Annotated in this window: 14 protein-coding genes; 11 read left to right on the top strand and 3 right to left on the bottom strand. The window is 70.3% G+C overall.

Annotated features, from left to right (window positions below):
- Window positions 1-13 precede the first annotated feature (13 nt).
- Window positions 14-1,198, bottom strand: coding sequence for a PucR family transcriptional regulator (locus tag ABD374_RS04940; protein WP_344491213.1), 1,185 nt, complete (start codon window positions 1,196-1,198; stop codon window positions 14-16).
- Between the two features lie 1,157 nt (window positions 1,199-2,355).
- Here ABD374_RS04940 and nhaA point away from each other — a divergent pair.
- Window positions 2,356-3,741, top strand: a complete 1,386-nt coding sequence (gene nhaA / locus ABD374_RS04935; RefSeq protein WP_344491210.1) for a Na+/H+ antiporter NhaA — start codon at window positions 2,356-2,358, stop codon at window positions 3,739-3,741.
- A gap of 161 nt (window positions 3,742-3,902) precedes the next feature.
- On the opposite strand, the gene ABD374_RS04930 is transcribed toward nhaA, so the two are convergent.
- Window positions 3,903-5,171, bottom strand: a complete 1,269-nt coding sequence (locus ABD374_RS04930; RefSeq protein ID WP_425577132.1) for a cation:proton antiporter — start codon at window positions 5,169-5,171, stop codon at window positions 3,903-3,905.
- A 325-nt stretch (window positions 5,172-5,496) separates the two neighbouring features.
- Here ABD374_RS04930 and ABD374_RS04925 point away from each other — a divergent pair, with 325 nt between their 5' ends.
- The 10 genes from ABD374_RS04925 (at window position 5,497) to ABD374_RS04880 (ending at window position 14,135) form a co-directional block, all read left to right on the top strand.
- Window positions 5,497-5,928: an NfeD family protein gene (locus tag ABD374_RS04925; RefSeq protein ID WP_344491204.1), complete on the top strand. Its 432-nt coding sequence runs from the start codon at window positions 5,497-5,499 to the stop codon at window positions 5,926-5,928.
- A 3-nt stretch (window positions 5,929-5,931) separates the two neighbouring features.
- Window positions 5,932-6,969 carry an SPFH domain-containing protein gene (locus tag ABD374_RS04920; protein WP_344491201.1) on the top strand — a complete coding sequence of 346 codons (1,038 nt, stop codon included), beginning with the start codon at window positions 5,932-5,934 and terminating at the stop codon, window positions 6,967-6,969.
- A 578-nt stretch (window positions 6,970-7,547) separates the two neighbouring features.
- Window positions 7,548-8,846 (top strand): bifunctional 3-oxoadipate enol-lactonase/4-carboxymuconolactone decarboxylase PcaDC, encoded by a 1,299-nt coding sequence (gene pcaDC / locus ABD374_RS04915; protein WP_344491198.1) that lies wholly within the window; start codon window positions 7,548-7,550, stop codon window positions 8,844-8,846.
- Window positions 8,847-8,882: 36 nt separating this feature from the next.
- Window positions 8,883-9,515, top strand: a complete 633-nt coding sequence (locus tag ABD374_RS04910; protein ID WP_344491195.1) for an MBL fold metallo-hydrolase — start codon at window positions 8,883-8,885, stop codon at window positions 9,513-9,515.
- A gap of 30 nt (window positions 9,516-9,545) precedes the next feature.
- Window positions 9,546-10,325 carry an exodeoxyribonuclease III gene (locus ABD374_RS04905; protein ID WP_344491192.1) on the top strand — a complete coding sequence of 260 codons (780 nt, stop codon included), beginning with the start codon at window positions 9,546-9,548 and terminating at the stop codon, window positions 10,323-10,325.
- A gap of 61 nt (window positions 10,326-10,386) precedes the next feature.
- Window positions 10,387-10,833 carry a DUF6278 family protein gene (locus ABD374_RS04900; RefSeq protein ID WP_344491189.1) on the top strand — a complete coding sequence of 149 codons (447 nt, stop codon included), beginning with the start codon at window positions 10,387-10,389 and terminating at the stop codon, window positions 10,831-10,833.
- Window positions 10,834-10,950: 117 nt separating this feature from the next.
- Window positions 10,951-11,694, top strand: coding sequence for an amino acid ABC transporter ATP-binding protein (locus tag ABD374_RS04895; protein WP_344491416.1), 744 nt, complete (start codon window positions 10,951-10,953; stop codon window positions 11,692-11,694).
- Window positions 11,695-11,713: 19 nt separating this feature from the next.
- Window positions 11,714-12,619: a glutamate ABC transporter substrate-binding protein gene (locus ABD374_RS04890; protein WP_344491186.1), complete on the top strand. Its 906-nt coding sequence runs from the start codon at window positions 11,714-11,716 to the stop codon at window positions 12,617-12,619.
- 14 nt (window positions 12,620-12,633) lie between these two features.
- Window positions 12,634-13,278: an amino acid ABC transporter permease gene (locus ABD374_RS04885; RefSeq protein WP_344491182.1), complete on the top strand. Its 645-nt coding sequence runs from the start codon at window positions 12,634-12,636 to the stop codon at window positions 13,276-13,278.
- Entirely contained in the window at window positions 13,275-14,135 is an 861-nt protein-coding gene (locus ABD374_RS04880; RefSeq protein ID WP_344491179.1) for an amino acid ABC transporter permease, read from the top strand. The genes ABD374_RS04885 and ABD374_RS04880 overlap by 4 nt, the downstream gene beginning before the upstream one ends.
- A gap of 37 nt (window positions 14,136-14,172) precedes the next feature.
- On the opposite strand, the gene ABD374_RS04875 is transcribed toward ABD374_RS04880, so the two are convergent.
- A complete protein-coding gene (locus ABD374_RS04875; protein WP_344491176.1) occupies window positions 14,173-15,783 on the bottom strand; it encodes a CocE/NonD family hydrolase in 1,611 nt (536 codons plus the stop codon).
- Between the last annotated feature and the right edge of the window lie 134 nt (window positions 15,784-15,917).

The raw sequence follows: 15,917 nt of genomic DNA, 5'->3' as shown, positions 1-15,917 counted from the left end.
GGGCGGCGCGGAATCAGTCGGCGGGCTGCAGCGACTGGGACGGCCAGCCGAGGAGGCGGGCGCCGAGCGCGGCGGTCTGCAGGATGTACCGCTCGTCGGGATCGGTGGGGTCGTGGCCGGTGAGTTGGCGGATGCGGGTGAGCCGGTAGGTGACCGTGCGCACGCTCACTCCGAGCCGGCGCGCCGTGGTGGTGTTCAGGCAGCCGCTGGCGAAGTAGGCGGTCAGGGTTCCCAGGAGCGCCTTGGGCCCGCCGCGCGCCTGCTCAAGGCCCCCGAGGACGGTGGCCACCAGGTCGGTGATGGCTGCGCGGTCCCTGCCGAGAACCTGGAAGACAAGCAGGTCCGAGGCATGCACGACCGGGGTGGCCAGGCAGAGCAGGGCGGCGAGGTCGAGGGTGCCGCGTGCTTCCTGGTAGGAGCGGACGATGCCGCTGGGGCCGGGCCGGGGCCGGCTGATGGCGATCCGGCACCGCTCGCTGACAGCGTGGCGTACGTGGGCTGCGAAGAAATCCGGGATCTCCGCCACCGCACCAGGGGACACGCACACCAGCAGGCCCTCCTTGGTGGTGATCAGCACGTCCCGCGTACCGAACCGGGCGGTCAACGCCTCCTCGACATAGCGGGTGGTGTCGTCACCGGCCTCAAGAGGTGCGCTCATGGCCTGGGCGACGGCCACACTGTGCGGCCCGACCAGCCGGAGGCCGAACCGTTCGGCCCGCTCGGCGAGCCGGCCGAGGCCGGTGCGGCCTTCGAGGAGATCGTCGACGAATTCGCGCCGCGTCGCCTCCTCGCCGCGGATGGCTGCCCGGTGAGCGGTTTCGTAGCCCTCGGTCAGTGCCACCGTCGCATCGCTGACCGCCCGGACGAGGGCGGAGACCACATCCTTCAGCTCTTGGAGCTCCTGGGCTTGACGGATGCCGGGCAGATCCGTCCAGACGCGGCAGGCCGAGGCGAGGTATTCGGCGACCAGGACCCGCAGGGCCGTGCCACGGCCGGCCGCAGCGGCTGCACGATGCCTCAGGCGCTCCAGGTCCTCGTCGGGCAGCCGCTGTCCACTGACGGAGATCCCGGCGAGCTGTCCCCGGTAGTGGTCCAGGTCCGCCGTCGAGGGGCCGCACTCCGCGGCGGCTTCCGGTGCGGGCACCGGGGCGTCCGGTGCGGACGGGTGCGGGACCTGTGTGCGCTTTCCCCTCGGCATGGTGCCATTTTGCCGGACTGCGGCAAATTGTGCGGGTATGAGACGGCCGTCTTTGGGCGCCCCCGGCAGGCGTCCGGCCTGCCCGCACGGGAATCCGTGAGGAGAACGCCCACCGGAGATCCCGCCAGGGACCACGAGAACAGGGGAACCGGTCCGTGCGCCGAAACCGCCTCCTCCCACCGGTCCGTAGGGTCGTCCAGCCCCTCCCGGTGACACCGGCCGGCCTGCGCGGCCCCGACTGCCGGGCAGCGAGGTCAAAACACCCGTTGCGCCCGGGGTACGGTCCGCGACGGCACTGCGGTCCGCGCTCTCACGACGACCGGACGCGAGGGACTGCTGGTCGGGATCCACGGCCCGGGGACCACCCCCCGGCGCAGCGCAGAGCGCCGCCCGCGCCCCATGGGCATGAGACCCCGCCGAGCGGTCGTGTGCTCCGCGGGGGAACACCCGCCTCCAAGGACACAGGTGGTCGGTATGAACCCCCCGATGGATGACCGGCGCATCCTCGCAGAGATCGAGCGACGCCTCGCCCGGGACGACCCCGGACTGACCTCGCTGATGGACGCGCTGAACCACCAGTTCCCCCACGACCGGGACGGGGCCGACGAACGTAACGGCGACGGCGACGGCCATGGCGGCGGTGACGGCGAGCGGCGCGACTGGCGCCTGAGGACAGCTGTGGCACTCGCCGTCCTGGCGGTGGTGGGCATGATCCTCACGGTGGTCCTCACCGGGCCGCCCTCCGCCGAGGACAACCACGTACCGCCGAACGGCCTCGCTCCGGCCCTATCCGTACACACCCAGCGCCGTGGTCACCGGCCCCGTACGGCACCGGGACAACACTGCCCGGGCAAAGGCGCCGGACAGCCGCACTCTCACGGGGGAAGCCCCGTACGCGCACGTGATCCCGCACGGCCGTACGCCCCGGTCAGTACGGAAACCGGTGCCGTGGACGCGGTGAGACTGCTCGCAGAGCACGGTCTGCCCGGACTGCCGGCCGTCGACCCCGCCGGGCGGGGGCCCCCGGGACCCGGACCGACCCCTCGGCACCGGCACGGCCGCCCACCTGCCGGAACGACTCCTCCAGGCGTGAGCAGCCTGCTCGTTCGAAGCATCCCAGCACTCCCTTCCGGACGGACCATCGAGAGGCCGGCCGCATGCCCGCAGACAACCGCAGGACCCGCACCTTCCTCGGCCGTCTCCCGCTGCCGGAGCACACGTTCGTGGCGGACGCCCTGCGCACGGAGACGGTCGGTGGCATGGTGCTGCTGGCCGCGGCCGCTGTGGCGCTGGTGTGGGCCAACACACCGCTGAGCGGCGCGTACGAGTCGGTGCGGGACTTCCACTTCGGCATCGAGGCGCTGGGGCTGGACCTCTCCGTGGCCCACTGGACCGCCGACGGACTGCTGGCGGTCTTCTTCTTCGTCGCCGGCGCCGAACTCAAACGTGAGCTGGTGGTCGGTGAACTGCGCCATCCCGGAACAGCGGCACTGCCCGTGGTCGCGGCAGTCAGCGGCATGGCCGTACCGGCCCTGTTCTACGGACTCGTCGCCACGTCCACGGGAGGGACGTGGAACGGCTGGGCCGTCCCCATGGCCACCGACATCGCCTTCGCGCTCGGGGTGCTCGCGGTGATCGACACCCATCTGCCCTCCGCGTTGCGTGCCTTCCTGCTCACGCTGGCGGTGGTCGACGACCTCGGGGCCATCGTCGTCATCGCCGTCTTCTACACCCACACGATCAACCTGGCGGCCCTCGTCGGCGCCGTACTCGGGCTGGGCCTGTTCTTCCACCTGCACGACCGCAGGCGGGTGCACGGCTGGTACTGGTACCTGCCGCTGGCACTGGTGATCTGGGGCCTGACGTACACCAGCGGCGTACATGCCACCGTGGCGGGTGTCGCCATGGGACTGCTCCTGCGCGTCGCGAAGGACGGAGAGAAAGGCCGCCGTCCGGCCGAGCACATCGCGCACCTGGTCCGCCCGCTCTCCGCCGGCGTGGCCGTCCCGCTGTTCGCCCTGTTCTCGGCCGGAGTCAGCGTGTCCGGCGACACACTGGGGGAGGTCCTAGGCCGGCCCGAACCGCTGGGCGTCGTAGTGGGGCTGGCCGTCGGCAAGGTCGTGGGCGTCTTCGGCGGCTGCTACCTCGCCGCCCGCTTCACGCGGGCCCGACTCAGCCCGGGCCTCGCCTGGCCCGACGTGATCGCTGTGGCCATGCTGGCCGGCATCGGCTTCACCGTCTCGTTGCTGATCGGCGAACTGGCCTACCCGGATCCCGCGGACCTCGAGCGCATCAAGGCCGGCGTCCTCCTCGGGTCCCTGGCTTCGGCCCTGATGGCGTGCGTGCTGCTGAAGCTGAGGAACAACAAGTACCGGCGGCTGTACGAGGAGGAGACCCTCGACGAGAACGCCGACGGCGTCCCCGACGTCTACCAGCAGGACCATCCCGTCCGGTCGCGGAACAGCGTTGTCCCGCAGCCCCCGCCCGTGGGCCGGCCTCACCGCGATGACGGCCCCGACGCCCCCTCCGCGCCCGGGAGATGACCCCCCGGTGCGCCGCCGCTCCGCACCGGGGGACGAGCGGCCGATGCCATGCCGCCCCCCGGCCGACCCCCGGTGGGAACCCCGCTGCCGCACTGCGCCACCTGCGCGCCCGACGCCTTTCCGGAGCCGCCTTCCCGGGCCGCCCACGTTCTTGGCCGGCGTCAGATCCTGTTCCTGTCCGGTGTGCGGCGGCGCCTGCGGTCCAGACGGCCGATGACCGGCGTGGCCATCGTTCCGTGCAGCATCACCGAGGTGACTACGGTGAACGCCACCACCGCCCACACCTCCCGTTCGAGGCCGCTGAAGGTGTTCTGGCCGAAGGCGTAGGCCACGTAGAACAGCGAGCCGATCCCACGGATCCCGAACAGTGAGATGACGGCCCGCTCACGGAGACCCGCTACCCCGTTGAGCTGTCCGAGCCATCCGGTGACCGGCCGGATCACCAGCAGCAGGAGGAGTCCGACGGCCGCGCCCTGCCAGGTCAGCGCGGACAGGGCGTCGGTGGCGATGTAGCCGCCGAGCAGGAACAGTACGACGGCGGTGAGCAGCCGCTCTATCTGCTCGGTGAATTCGTGCAGCACCTTGTGGTAGCCGTGGCTCCGTTCAGCGGCGCGTATCGTGCACGCGGTGACGAAGACGGCCAGGAAGCCGTACCCGTGGGCCAGTTCCGTCACCCCGTAGACCAGGAACGTGGCGCCCAGCGCCACGAAGCCCTCCATGTGCTCCGACAGCCGCAAGGTCGATGTCCTCGCGCGGAAGAACATCCACCGCAGCAGCCGGCCGACAGCCACCCCGAGGACAAGTCCGACGGTGCACTTGCCCAGCACATCCGTCAGCAGCCAGGGGCCGATCCAGTCCGCCGACCAGCCCGCCCCGGCGGCGGCGGCCAGCGCCACGGCCGCGTAGACGACCGGGAAGGCGAGACCGTCGTTGAGCCCCGCCTCGCTCGTCAGCGAGAACCGCACCTCGTCCTCGTCATGCTCGGAATCGGTCGGCTCACCGACCCTGACCTCCGCGGCCAGCACCGGATCGGTCGGTGCGAGCACGGCGCCCAGCAGCAGTGCCACCGCGAGGGGCCAATCGAGGACCAGCCACCCGAGGAGGGTGAGGGCGACGACGGTCAACGGCATGGTGATGCCCAGTAGCCGCCAGGTGCCCGACCACGTCCGGCGCCCGAACGGCCGGTTGATGGCGAGCCCCGCGCCCATCAGGGAGACGATCACGCATGCCTCGGTGATGTGTTCCGCCCACAGCCGGTCCTTCACAGGGTCCACCGAGGGCAGCGGCAGCGGCAGGAGGTACATCACCACACCCGCCGCGAGAAAGGCCATCGGCATGGACAGCGGCCGCTTGGAGACCACTCGGGGCAGGACGGCCGCGCCCAGGGCCCCAAGCCCCAGGCACAGGTACACCAGGTCCGAAAGCGTCACTCGCATCACCCATGCCTCGGTAGTCGGTTCCAGCACCCGCCTACCCAGGCACCGCACACCATGCGTGCATCCGGGCCGGACGTTGCGTCCGGCCGGCGGCTTCTCCCGCCCCTGCCAGTGGGCCGGGCCCGCCCGAGGGCGACGGGCCACGCCGACCATGACCCGTCACGGAAGCCCGGAAGACCGAGGGCCGGCTCACTCGGCCTGCACGGCAGGAGGCCGTTTTTCAGTACCCGAAAAGGGTAAAATCCCCCCAAAAGCAAGTGGCTGCCCGGGGTAATCGTCCAGCCATACGCCCAGCCGCACCGGTCGGGAGGGGCAAGCGATGGATCCATGGCTGATCTGGCTGATCGTCGCCGCGGTACTGGCTGTGGCGGAGATCCTCACTCTCACTGCCGCGCTCGGAATGCTGGGCGGGGCCGCGCTGGTGACGTCGGGATTCGCGGCGGTCGGACTTCCGCTGCCTTTGCAGTTCCTGGTGTTCACTGTCGTCGCTGTGGTCAGCGTGGTGTTCGTGCGTCCTCTCGCGCTGCGTCATGTGCTCCAGCCCCAGGCGGAGCGATTCGGTATAGACGCCCTGGTCGGCAGGCCCGCCTCCGTGATCTCCGAGGTGACGGGCCTGGGGGGAAGGGTTCGTATCGGTGGCGAGGAATGGACGGCCCGCGCCTATGACGAGACGCTGGTGATTCCTCCCGGCGCGACCGTCGACGTCATCGAAATCAGCGGCACCACCGCACTCGTCTACCCCCGGGAGTGAGCCATGGAAGCCTCGGCGTTCCTTGTCGCCGGACTGCTCGTCGCGCTCTTCGCGGTCTTCACCGTATTGCGGGCGGTACGCATCGTGCCCCAAGCGCGCGCTCGCAATGTCGAAAGACTCGGCCGCTACCACCGAACCCTGAAACCCGGCCTCAATGTCGTCATCCCTTACATCGACCGCGTCCACCCGGTGATCGACCTTCGGGAACAGGTGGTCTCCTTCAGACCGCAGCCGGTCATCACCGAGGACAATCTGGTCGTCGAGATCGACACCGTCCTGTACTTCCAGGTGACCGACCCGCGAGCGGCCTTCTACGAGATCGCGAATTTCCTCCAGGCGGTCGAACAGCTCACCGTCACCACCTTGCGCAACGTCGTGGGCTCCATGGACCTGGAGAAAACCCTCACCTCGCGCGACACCATCAACAACCAGCTCCGTGGCGTCCTGGACGAGGCGACGGGCAAGTGGGGGCTGAGGGTCAACAGGGTGGAGATCAAGGCCATCGACCCCCCGCAGTCCATCAAGGACGCGATGCAGAAGCAGATGAGGGCCGAACGGGACAAGCGGGCGGCGATCCTCGGGGCCGAAGGGCAGCGCCAGTCACAGATACTCACCGCCGAAGGCGACAAACAGTCTGCCGTCCTTCGCGCGGAGGGCAACCGCACCGCGGAGATCCTCAAGGCCGAGGGCCAGTCCCGGGCCATCGACGAGGTGTTCCAGGCGGTTCACCGCAACGACCCCGACCCCAAGCTGCTCGCCTACCAGTACCTCCAGATGCTGCCGCAGCTCGCGCAGGGGCCGGGCAGCACGTTCTGGGTGATCCCCAGCGAGATGACCTCCGCGCTCCAGGGGGTGTCCCGCGCCTTCAGCGAGGTGCTGCCCCAGTCGCCGGCCACCCGCGAGAGCTCCTCGGACGACAGGGCCGCCCAGGCCGCCGACGACGCCGCGCAGGCGGCGGAAGCCGCTGCCGAGGCCCTCGCCGACGCAGCCGAAGCCGACGGCATCACCTCCGGCGGTCCCTCCGGTCCCGACGGCCGGTGAGGGCGACCGGACAGGGGGAGGCCGCCGGCCGCGACGGGGCACGACGGCGAAGAACGCGGGGCCGGGGCCCGACGACCGCATCGCCCAGCCCCGGAAACCACCGGAGCACGGCACCTGCGACAGTGACAGCAGGACCGGCTCGACCGTCGTCCTCGTGGGCGAGGGTGCACCGACCGGTCGGCGAAACCAGCGCCGGGCCGACGAGCTCGGCTGTTTCACCTCCGCTGAGGCCGCCCGGCGTCCGTCGCCCGGCGCACGGGCGGTGACCCACCGCCCCGACCGGATCCACCAGCTGACGGGTGCCGGTCCCCGCGCCCCCGTCCACCCCTGCACACTCCAGACGGTGGTCGTCGGGGCTCACCTCCCGGGCCGGCCTGACCACGAGCTCCGACGATGCCGTCCGGTGGCACGGGTCCGGAGGACGCACTGCCGTCACGGTCACGCGTGCACGCCGGAGAACACCTGCCTGGACCCACGAGGGTTCCGGCAGTGCCGGACCGGTTGTCGTGAGAGGGGCGGCGCCCGCTAGGTTCGCCCCGGCGATGTGGGATTTCGTGCTGCATGAGAGGGTCGGGCGGATGAGCGAGACACCACCGAAAACCCTGCAATACCGCTTTGACGGGCCAGAAGACGCTCCTGTCCTGGTCCTGGGGCCGTCCCTCGGTACCACATGGCACATGTGGGACCGGCAGATACCGGACCTGACCCGCCACTGGCGCGTGCTCCGCTTCGACCTGCCGGGCCACGGCGGCGCCCCCGCGCACCCCGCCGGCTCCGTCACCGAGCTCGCGGAGCGCCTGCTGGTGACCCTCGACATCCTCGGCGTGCAGCACTTCGGTTACGCGGGCTGCTCCATCGGCGGCGCGATCGGCGCGGAGCTGGCGCTGCGCCACCCCGACCGGATCGCCTCCCTGGGACTCGTCGCGGCGTCGCCCAGGTTCGGCACCGCCGACGAGTTCCGCCAGCGTGGTGTGATCGTACGGACGAACGGCCTGGAGCCCATGGCGGCCACCGCGCCCGCCCGCTGGTTCACACACGGTTTCGCCGCCGCGCAGCCGGCGATCGTGGAGTGGGCCGTCCAGATGGTCCGCACCACCGACCCCGGCTGCTACATCGCCGCCTGCGAGGCGCTGGCCGCCTTCGACGTACGCGCCGAACTGGGCCGTATCGGCATCCCGACCCTCGTCCTGGTCGGCTCCGAGGACCAGGTCACCGGCCCCGCCGAAGCGCGCACCCTGGTCGCCGGCATCCCGGACGCCCGGCTGGCGCTGGTCCCCGGCGCGTCCCACCTGGCCCCCGTCGAGCAGCCCGCCGCCGTCACGGACCTGCTCGTACGCCACTTCTCCACCGCCTGGCAGGCCGCCCCCGCCTCCACCACGGGCATGCAGGCGATCCAGCCCCCGCCCGTGATGCCGGTGATCTCCGCGCCCGTCGGCCCCGTCGCCGAGATCGGACCGACCGCGCAACCCGTGGCCGTACCGGAGCAGGGCGGCCGTCCCGACCCGTACGAAGCCGGGCTCAAGGTCCGCAGGGAGGTCCTCGGCGACGCCCATGTGGATCACGCCCTCGCCTCCGCCGACGCCTTCACCGACGACTTCCAGGAACTGATCACCCGCTACGCCTGGGGCGAGGTGTGGACCAGGGAGGGTCTCGACCGGCGTACGCGCAGCTGCGTCACCCTGACCGCGCTGGTGGCGGGCGGCCACCTGGACGAACTGGCCTTCCACACCCGCGCCGCCCTGCGCAACGGCCTGACGCCCGCCGAGATCAAGGAGGTCCTGATCCAGACGGCCGTCTACTGCGGTGTCCCGGCGGCGAACTCGGCCTTCAAGGTGGCCCAGGCGGTCATCCAGGAGGAGACGACACCGCAGGCCTAGCCCGGTGCCCGGGGGCCCCGGAGGAGGATGTCCCGTATGAAACTGACCAAGAAGTCCCATGCCTGCGTCCGTCTGGAGAAGGACGGGCGGACGCTCGTCATCGACCCGGGCGGCTTCAGCGAGGAGGACGCCGCGGTCGGCGCCGACGTCGTTCTGGTGACGCACGAGCACCCCGACCACTTCGACGAGTACCGGCTGCGGGCCGGCCTGGAGGGCAACCCGGCCGCCGAGCTCTGGACCCTGCGCAGCGTCGCGGACCGGCTCTCGGCGGCCTTCCCGGGCCGTGTGCACACCGTCGGCCACGGCGACGTCTTCTCCGCCGCCGGCTTCGACGTCCAGGTCCACGGCGAGCTGCACGCCGTCATCCACCCGGACATCCCGCGGATCACCAACGTCGGTTACCTGGTCGACGGTTCGGTGTTCCATCCCGGCGACGCGCTCACCGTCCCCGAGCACCCCGTCGAGACGCTGCTGCTCCCGGTGATGGCCCCGTGGTCGAAGATCTCCGAGGTGATCGACTACGTGCGCGAGGTGAAGCCCCGGCGCGCCATCGACATCCACGACGCGCTGCTCACCGACCTCGCCCGGCCGATCTACGACCGTCAGATCGGCGGCCTGGGCGGCACGGACCACGGCCGGATGACGCCGGGGGACTCGACCGGACTGTGAGTGCCGGGCCCCGCCGATAGGCTGTCGTACATGCGTATCGCCACCTGGAACGTCAACTCGATCACCGCCCGGCTGCCCCGGCTGCTGGCCTGGCTGGAGAGCACCGGCACCGACGTGCTGTGCATCCAGGAGACCAAGACCACCGCCGAGGGCTTCCCGGCCGCCGAGCTGCGTGAGCTCGGCTACGAGTCCGCGGTCAACGCCACGGGCCGGTGGAACGGCGTGGCCGTGATCTCCAGGGCCGGCCTGGAGGACGTCGTCACGGGCCTGCCCGGCGGGCCCGGGTACGAAGGCGTCCAGGAGCCCCGGGCGGTCTCCGCGACCTGCGGCCCGGTCCGCGTCTGGTCGGTGTACGTGCCGAACGGCCGCGAGGTCGGCCACGACCACTACGCGTACAAGCTGCGCTGGCTGGAGGCGCTCAACAAGGCGGTGGCCGAGGGCGCCGCCGGACAGCGGCCGTTCGCCGTCCTCGGCGACTACAACATCGCCCCGACCGACGAGGACGTCTGGGACCCCGCGCTCTTCGCGGAGTCCACCCATGTCACCCCGGCCGAGCGGGCGGCGCTCGCCGCGCTGCGCGGGACGGGGCTCCAGGACGTGGTGCCGCGCCCGCTCAAGTACGACCGTCCTTATACCTACTGGGACTACCGTCAGCTGGGCTTCCCGAAGAACAAGGGCCTGCGCATCGACCTGGTCTACGGCAACGCCCCGTTCGCCGCCGCGGTCAAGGACAGCTACGTGGACCGCGAGGAGCGCAAGGGCAAGGGCGCGTCCGACCACGCCCCGGTCGTCGTCGACCTCGACGTCTGACGGATACGGATCGTGGCGCGCCTGTGGTGAACATGCCGGGACGAATGCGAGGCTGAGCGATATGAAGAGCATCCCTTTCCTGGACAACTGGCTCAAGCACCGGGGCACGGCGCGAGGTGCGGCGGTGTTCGCCTCCGGTGCGGACAGCGACCTGGAGGGCCTGGCGGAACTGCTCGCCGAGTGCGAGCTGTTGCGCGTCCGGGCGGGGGACGCCGGTCTTGAACTCGACGACTCCCCGGCCTCGTTGGAGGCCCTCGACCAGCTGACGCCGCTCTGGCGGGACGACCCCGAGGAGCTGCCCTGGCTGGGCAACGACGCGGGCCTCTACCTCGGGTCCGTGATCGTGCGTACGGTCCCCGGAGCCGCCTGGCACCTGTGGCCGAACGGTCAGCCGGTGGTGCGGCTTGCCTCCGGCCGTGAGATCAACGTGGTGGAGGCCGGTCTGGACTGGGCGGTGGGCGGAGCCCCCGAGCTCTCCCAGGTGTACGCGGAGGCCGCCGAGTTCTGACCGCCCCGCCTCTTTAGTGCCCCTTACGTCCCATTTTGGCGTGTCGAGAGCGAAGTCCCTTGTCGGGATGGATAGTTTGCGCTCACCTCGACACAGCTGAGAGTGGGTAGGGCACGTATGGCCGTCGATCCGTTGATCGAGCTGCGTGACGTCAACAAGCACTACGGAACGTTGCACGTCCTGCGGAACATCAGTCTCACCGTCGACCGCGGGGAGGTGGTGGTGGTCATCGGCCCGTCCGGCTCCGGCAAGTCGACGCTCTGCCGTGTGATGAACCGGCTGGAGACCGTCGAGTCGGGCACGATCGTCATCGACGGCCGACCGCTTCCCGAGGAGGGGCGCGGGCTCGCCGAACTGCGCGCCGAGGTGGGGATGGTCTTCCAGTCCTTCAACCTCTTCGCCCACAAGACCGTGCTGGCGAACGTCTCCCTCGCCCAGATCAAGGTCAGGGGGCGGAAGAAGGAGGACGCCGACAGGCGCTCCCGCGAGCTCCTGGACCGCGTGGGCCTCGCCGGCCAGGCCGACAAGTATCCCGCCCAGCTCTCCGGCGGCCAGCAGCAGCGCGTGGCCATCGCCCGCGCCCTCGCGATGGACCCCAAGGTCCTCCTCTTCGACGAGCCGACCTCCGCGCTCGACCCGGAGATGATCAATGAAGTCCTCGAAGTCATGCGGCAGCTCGCCCGCGAGGGCATGACGATGGTCGTCGTCACCCACGAGATGGGCTTCGCCCGCTCCGCGGCCAACCGCGTCGTCTTCATGTCCGACGGCTGCGTCATCGAGGACCGCACGCCGGAGGAATTCTTCACCGCCCCGGAGAGCGAGCGCGCCAAGGACTTCCTCTCCAAGATCCTCAAGCACTGACGGGGCGGTGTACGGACAGATGCAGCGCAATTCCCGCAAGCTCGCCGCCCTCGTGCTCCTCCTCCTCGCCGTCGCCTGCGGCAAGGAGGGCAGCCCGCCGGTGAAGGGCCCGCAACCCGACGAACTGCCCGCGTACCGGGTGGCGGAGGACTTCCGGCTGCCCGGCTCCAGCACCTGGCAGAAGGCGAAGCGGCGTGGCGCCCTCGTCGTCGGCGCCAAGGAGGACCAGCCGTACATGGGCGAGAAGGACCCGGCCACCGGCGTCTACTCGGGCTTCGACATCGAGATCGCCAAGATGGTCTCCGCGTCGCTGGGCTTCGACCCGAAGACCGTCCGGTTCCGGACGGTCGCGTCGGCCAACCGCGAAACCGCCCTCCAGAACGGCCAGATCGACTACTACGTCGGCACCTACACCATCAACGACAACCGCAAGAAGCTCGTCGGCTTCGCCGGCCCGTACTACATGGCGGGCCAGTCCCTGCTGGTGCGCGCCGACGAGGACGACATCGGCGGGCCGCGGGACCTCGACGGCGAGCGCGTGTGCTCCGCCGCCGGCTCCACCCCGTTCCAGCGGATCGAGGCGGACTACCCGAAGGCCGTTCTCGTCGCGTACGACACCTACTCCGTCTGCGTCGACAACCTGCTGACCCTCCAGGTCGAGGCCGTCACCACCGACGACACGATCCTGATGGGATACGCCGCCAAGGCCCCCGACGAGCTCAAGGTCGTCGGCAGGCCCTTCTCGAAGGAGCCCTACGGCATCGGCGTCCCGCGCGGCGACAACGCCCTGCGCTCCGCCGTCAACGACGCCCTCGCCGCCCGCCAGAGGAACGGCGACTGGCAGAAGGCGTACGACGCGACCCTCGGCCTCTCCGGCAGAAAGGCCACCCCGGCCCCGCCCATCGACCGCTACCCGGCGAGCTGAGGGAGCCGTAAGCCATGGACGTACTCACCGACAACTTCTCCCTCTACGGCAAGGGTTTCCTCGGCACCGTCGAACTCACGGTCTACGCCTCGCTCCTCGCCCTCGCCCTCGGTTTCCTCATGGCGTCCTTCCGCGTCGCGCCCGTCGGTTCACTGCGGGCGCTGGGCACCGTCTGGGTCACGGTGCTGCGCAACACCCCGCTGACCCTGCTGTTCTTCGCGGTCCTGCTCGGCCTGCCGCGCTTCGGGCTCGTCCTGCCGTTCCAGCTCTTCGCGGTGATCGCGCTCGGCTGCTACACCTCGGCGTTCATCTGCGAGGCGCTGCGCTCCGGCATCAACACCGTGCCGCTGGGACAGGGCGAGGCGGCCCGCAGCCTCGGCATGACGTTCGGCCAGACCCTCGGCGCCGTCGTGCTGCCGCAGGCCTTCCGCACCGTCATCCCGCCGATCGGCTCCACCCTCATCGCGCTCGCGAAGAACTCGGCGATCGCCGGCGCGTTCAGCGTCACCGAACTGCTCGGCACGTACAAGACCCTCAACGAGCTGGGCTACAGCATCATCTGGACGTTCCTCTGGATCGCCGTCGGCTACCTGATCATCACCCTGACCATCAGCGCGCTCTTCAACGTGCTGGAGAAGCACTGGGGAGTCGCCCGATGACCGCCGCTTCCACCGCCCTCTACGACGTCCCCGGTCCCGCCACCCGCAAGCGGCACTTCCTGTACGGCGTGGTGTCGTCCCTGGTCATCGCCGCGCTGGCCGGCTGGGTGGGGTACCTGCTGTTCGACACCGACCAGTTCACCGCCGCCAAGTGGAACCCCTTCGCGTACGAGGGGATCCAGGAACTGCTGCTGCGCGGACTCGGCAACACCCTCAAGGCCTTCGCGTACGCCGCGGTGCTCTCGCTCGCGCTCGGCGCGCTCCTCGCCGCCGGGCGGCTCTCCGAACACCGCCCGCTGCGCCTGCTGGCGACGCTGATGGTCGAGTTCTTCCGCGCCATGCCCGTACTGGTGATGATCTTCTTCATCTTCGTGGCGCTGAAGGTCCAGCCGCTGCCCGCCCTGGTGGCCGGACTGACGTTGTACAACGGCTCGGTGCTCGCCGAGGTGTTCCGTACGGGGGTCAACTCCGTGGAAAGGGGGCAACGGGAGGCGGCGTACTCACTCGGCATGCGCAAGACGCAGGTCATGACGTACGTCCTGGTGCCGCAGGGGGTCCGGGCGATGATGCCGACCGTCATCAGCCAGCTGGTGGTCGCGCTCAAGGACACCTCGCTCGGTTTCCTGATCACCTATGAGGAGTTCCTCCACGCCGGCAAACTCATCGCATCGAATCTCGACTACGATTTGCCGTTCATCCCCGTGGTGATGGTGATCTCGCCGATCTACATCGGGATGTGCATGCTGCTCTCCTGGTTCGCCCAGTGGGTGGCCAAGCGGGAGAAGCGCAGTCCCAAGACCGAAGCCGTGGACGTCGGCCCGGCCGAACCGGGGGCGCTGCTGCCGGGCGTCCGTTAGTACGAGGGGCACGTGCCCGCCCGGCAGCAGCCGGAGATCACTTGTCGCGCAGCGGGACCGACACGTACGACGGGTCGGACTCGGGCGACGAGAAGGTCAGCTGCGAGCCGGTCGGGCTGTGCTCGATGTAGAGCGGGTCGACGGTGTCGATCACCAGGGCCAGCCGGTGGCCCGCCGGGACGTCGTAGGCGGTGGAGAACAGCTCCAGGTCGACGGTGAACGGCTCGCCGGGTGTCCGGCCGTGGAAGGTGTACGGCGCATTGCTGACCAGCTTGCCGAGGCCGAGCGGGCCCACGTCGTAGAGGTAGGCGACGAGGGTGCCGCTCTCCTCGGTGCCGGAGAGCGTCGTGTGGACCTTGGCGGTGCCGCGGACGCGCTGCGTTTCGGCGTACCGCTCGGACTCCCAGACCGAGGCGTGGGTACGCGGCAGCAGGGGTACGGACGCGACCGGCGGCAGCTTCAGGAACTGGTCGAGGGCGTTGGACAGCAGTACGACCCCGCCGTTGGCACCGGAGTCGACGTTCGCACGGATGGTCCTGCTGCCCCCCATGGCGATCTTCCGCCGGTCGGCGCCGACCGACTTCCAGTCCGGGTAGCCCTCGTATGCGCCTGTGGTGCGGGGCTTGAGCTGGACCGGCTGTTCGCGGTCGATGCCGTTGGCCGTGCCGTTCAGATGGTGGTCGAACCAGCGCTGGGCGTTGGTCCAGACGTCGTCCGGGAGCCCGAGCAGGCCGGTGGCCTCGGCGGTCGCGTGGTCGCCGGGGCGCAGTTCCAGGCGCTTGGGGCCGGTGAGCTTCTCGTAGAACTCGGCGTACTGGTTGGGCGGGAAGATGGTGTCGCCCCAGGCGTTGCCCAGCATGATGGCCGAGCCGTTCCTGTTGATCTGGTCGAGGTAGGTGGCGGGGGAGCGCTTCTTCCCCCACGCGATCATGTCCTGCTCCTTGGCCAGGTCGGAGCCGAGGAAGTCCTTCATCGTCTGCTGGAGCTCGGGGCTCGGGCGGCCGGTGAGCCGGCCGGCGCCGCTGAGCATCGCGGCGGCCTGGAGGTGCTGCGTACGGCCGGAGTAGATCGAGTCGATGAGGTCGGCCCAGCCGCTCAGCGCGACGACCGCCTTGATCCGCTTGTCGTGTCCGGCGGCGAGGAGGCTGATTCCGGCGCCGTACGAGACACCCGCCATGCCGATCTTCCCGGGGTCGGCCGGGGTGTGGGCGAGCGCCCAGTCGATCACCTTGGAGGCGTCGGCGATGTCCGGCGGGCCCGCGACCTCGATGGTGCCGCCGGACTGCCAGAAGCCGCGCGAGTTGTAGCTGACGACCACGTAGCCGGAGTCGGCGAGTTTCTTCGCCTGGGCGACGTACTCGATCTGCGGCATGGCCCAGCTGGTCGGCAGCACGATCACGGGGTAGGCGCGGCTGCCGTCGGCGCCGGCCGGGGTGAAGACGTTGGCTTTGAGTACGGTGCCGCCGTCGCCGGGTATGTCGACGAACCGTACGCCCGGGAGAGCCGAGGACGCCGCCGCGGGCTGCTGCGCCGGGGCGGCGGCAGCCTGGGCGGCGGGCGTCGGACCGGTAGCGGTCCCGGCGAGCAGTACGGCGGCGGTGGCGGCACCGGCCCTGGTGGCGCGCAGAGACGTGTGGGGGTGTCTCACGGGTCATTCCTCACTTGATGTCAGTGGAAAAGTGACCCGACGGTAACCTCCGGCATTTACCGCTGGTAACTCCCCGGGGAGTCACGTCGCGGTAACGATTGCTGTACGGCGTGTCAACGGCGTCGGCGGAGCGG

It is taken from the genome of Streptomyces enissocaesilis (assembly GCF_039533765.1).
GTDB lineage: Bacteria > Actinomycetota > Actinomycetes > Streptomycetales > Streptomycetaceae > Streptomyces > Streptomyces enissocaesilis.
Note: the sequence above shows the minus strand (reverse complement) of the source record. Positions and strands in the feature narration are given on the sequence as shown.

Bases quoted from the DNA above. Each gene is read 5' to 3' on its own strand.
- ABD374_RS04940 (WP_344491213.1), bottom strand. From the start codon at position 1,198: ATGCCGAGGGGAAAGCGCACACAGGTCCCGCACCCGTCCGCACCGGAC.
- nhaA (WP_344491210.1), top strand. From the start codon at position 2,356: ATGCCCGCAGACAACCGCAGGACCCGCACCTTCCTCGGCCGTCTCCCG.
- ABD374_RS04925 (WP_344491204.1), top strand. From the start codon at position 5,497: ATGGATCCATGGCTGATCTGGCTGATCGTCGCCGCGGTACTGGCTGTG.
- ABD374_RS04920 (WP_344491201.1), top strand. From the start codon at position 5,932: ATGGAAGCCTCGGCGTTCCTTGTCGCCGGACTGCTCGTCGCGCTCTTC.
- pcaDC (WP_344491198.1), top strand. From the start codon at position 7,548: ATGAGCGAGACACCACCGAAAACCCTGCAATACCGCTTTGACGGGCCA.
- ABD374_RS04910 (WP_344491195.1), top strand. From the start codon at position 8,883: ATGAAACTGACCAAGAAGTCCCATGCCTGCGTCCGTCTGGAGAAGGAC.
- ABD374_RS04905 (WP_344491192.1), top strand. From the start codon at position 9,546: ATGCGTATCGCCACCTGGAACGTCAACTCGATCACCGCCCGGCTGCCC.
- ABD374_RS04900 (WP_344491189.1), top strand. From the start codon at position 10,387: ATGAAGAGCATCCCTTTCCTGGACAACTGGCTCAAGCACCGGGGCACG.
- ABD374_RS04895 (WP_344491416.1), top strand. From the start codon at position 10,951: ATGGCCGTCGATCCGTTGATCGAGCTGCGTGACGTCAACAAGCACTAC.
- ABD374_RS04890 (WP_344491186.1), top strand. From the start codon at position 11,714: ATGCAGCGCAATTCCCGCAAGCTCGCCGCCCTCGTGCTCCTCCTCCTC.
- ABD374_RS04885 (WP_344491182.1), top strand. From the start codon at position 12,634: ATGGACGTACTCACCGACAACTTCTCCCTCTACGGCAAGGGTTTCCTC.
- ABD374_RS04880 (WP_344491179.1), top strand. From the start codon at position 13,275: ATGACCGCCGCTTCCACCGCCCTCTACGACGTCCCCGGTCCCGCCACC.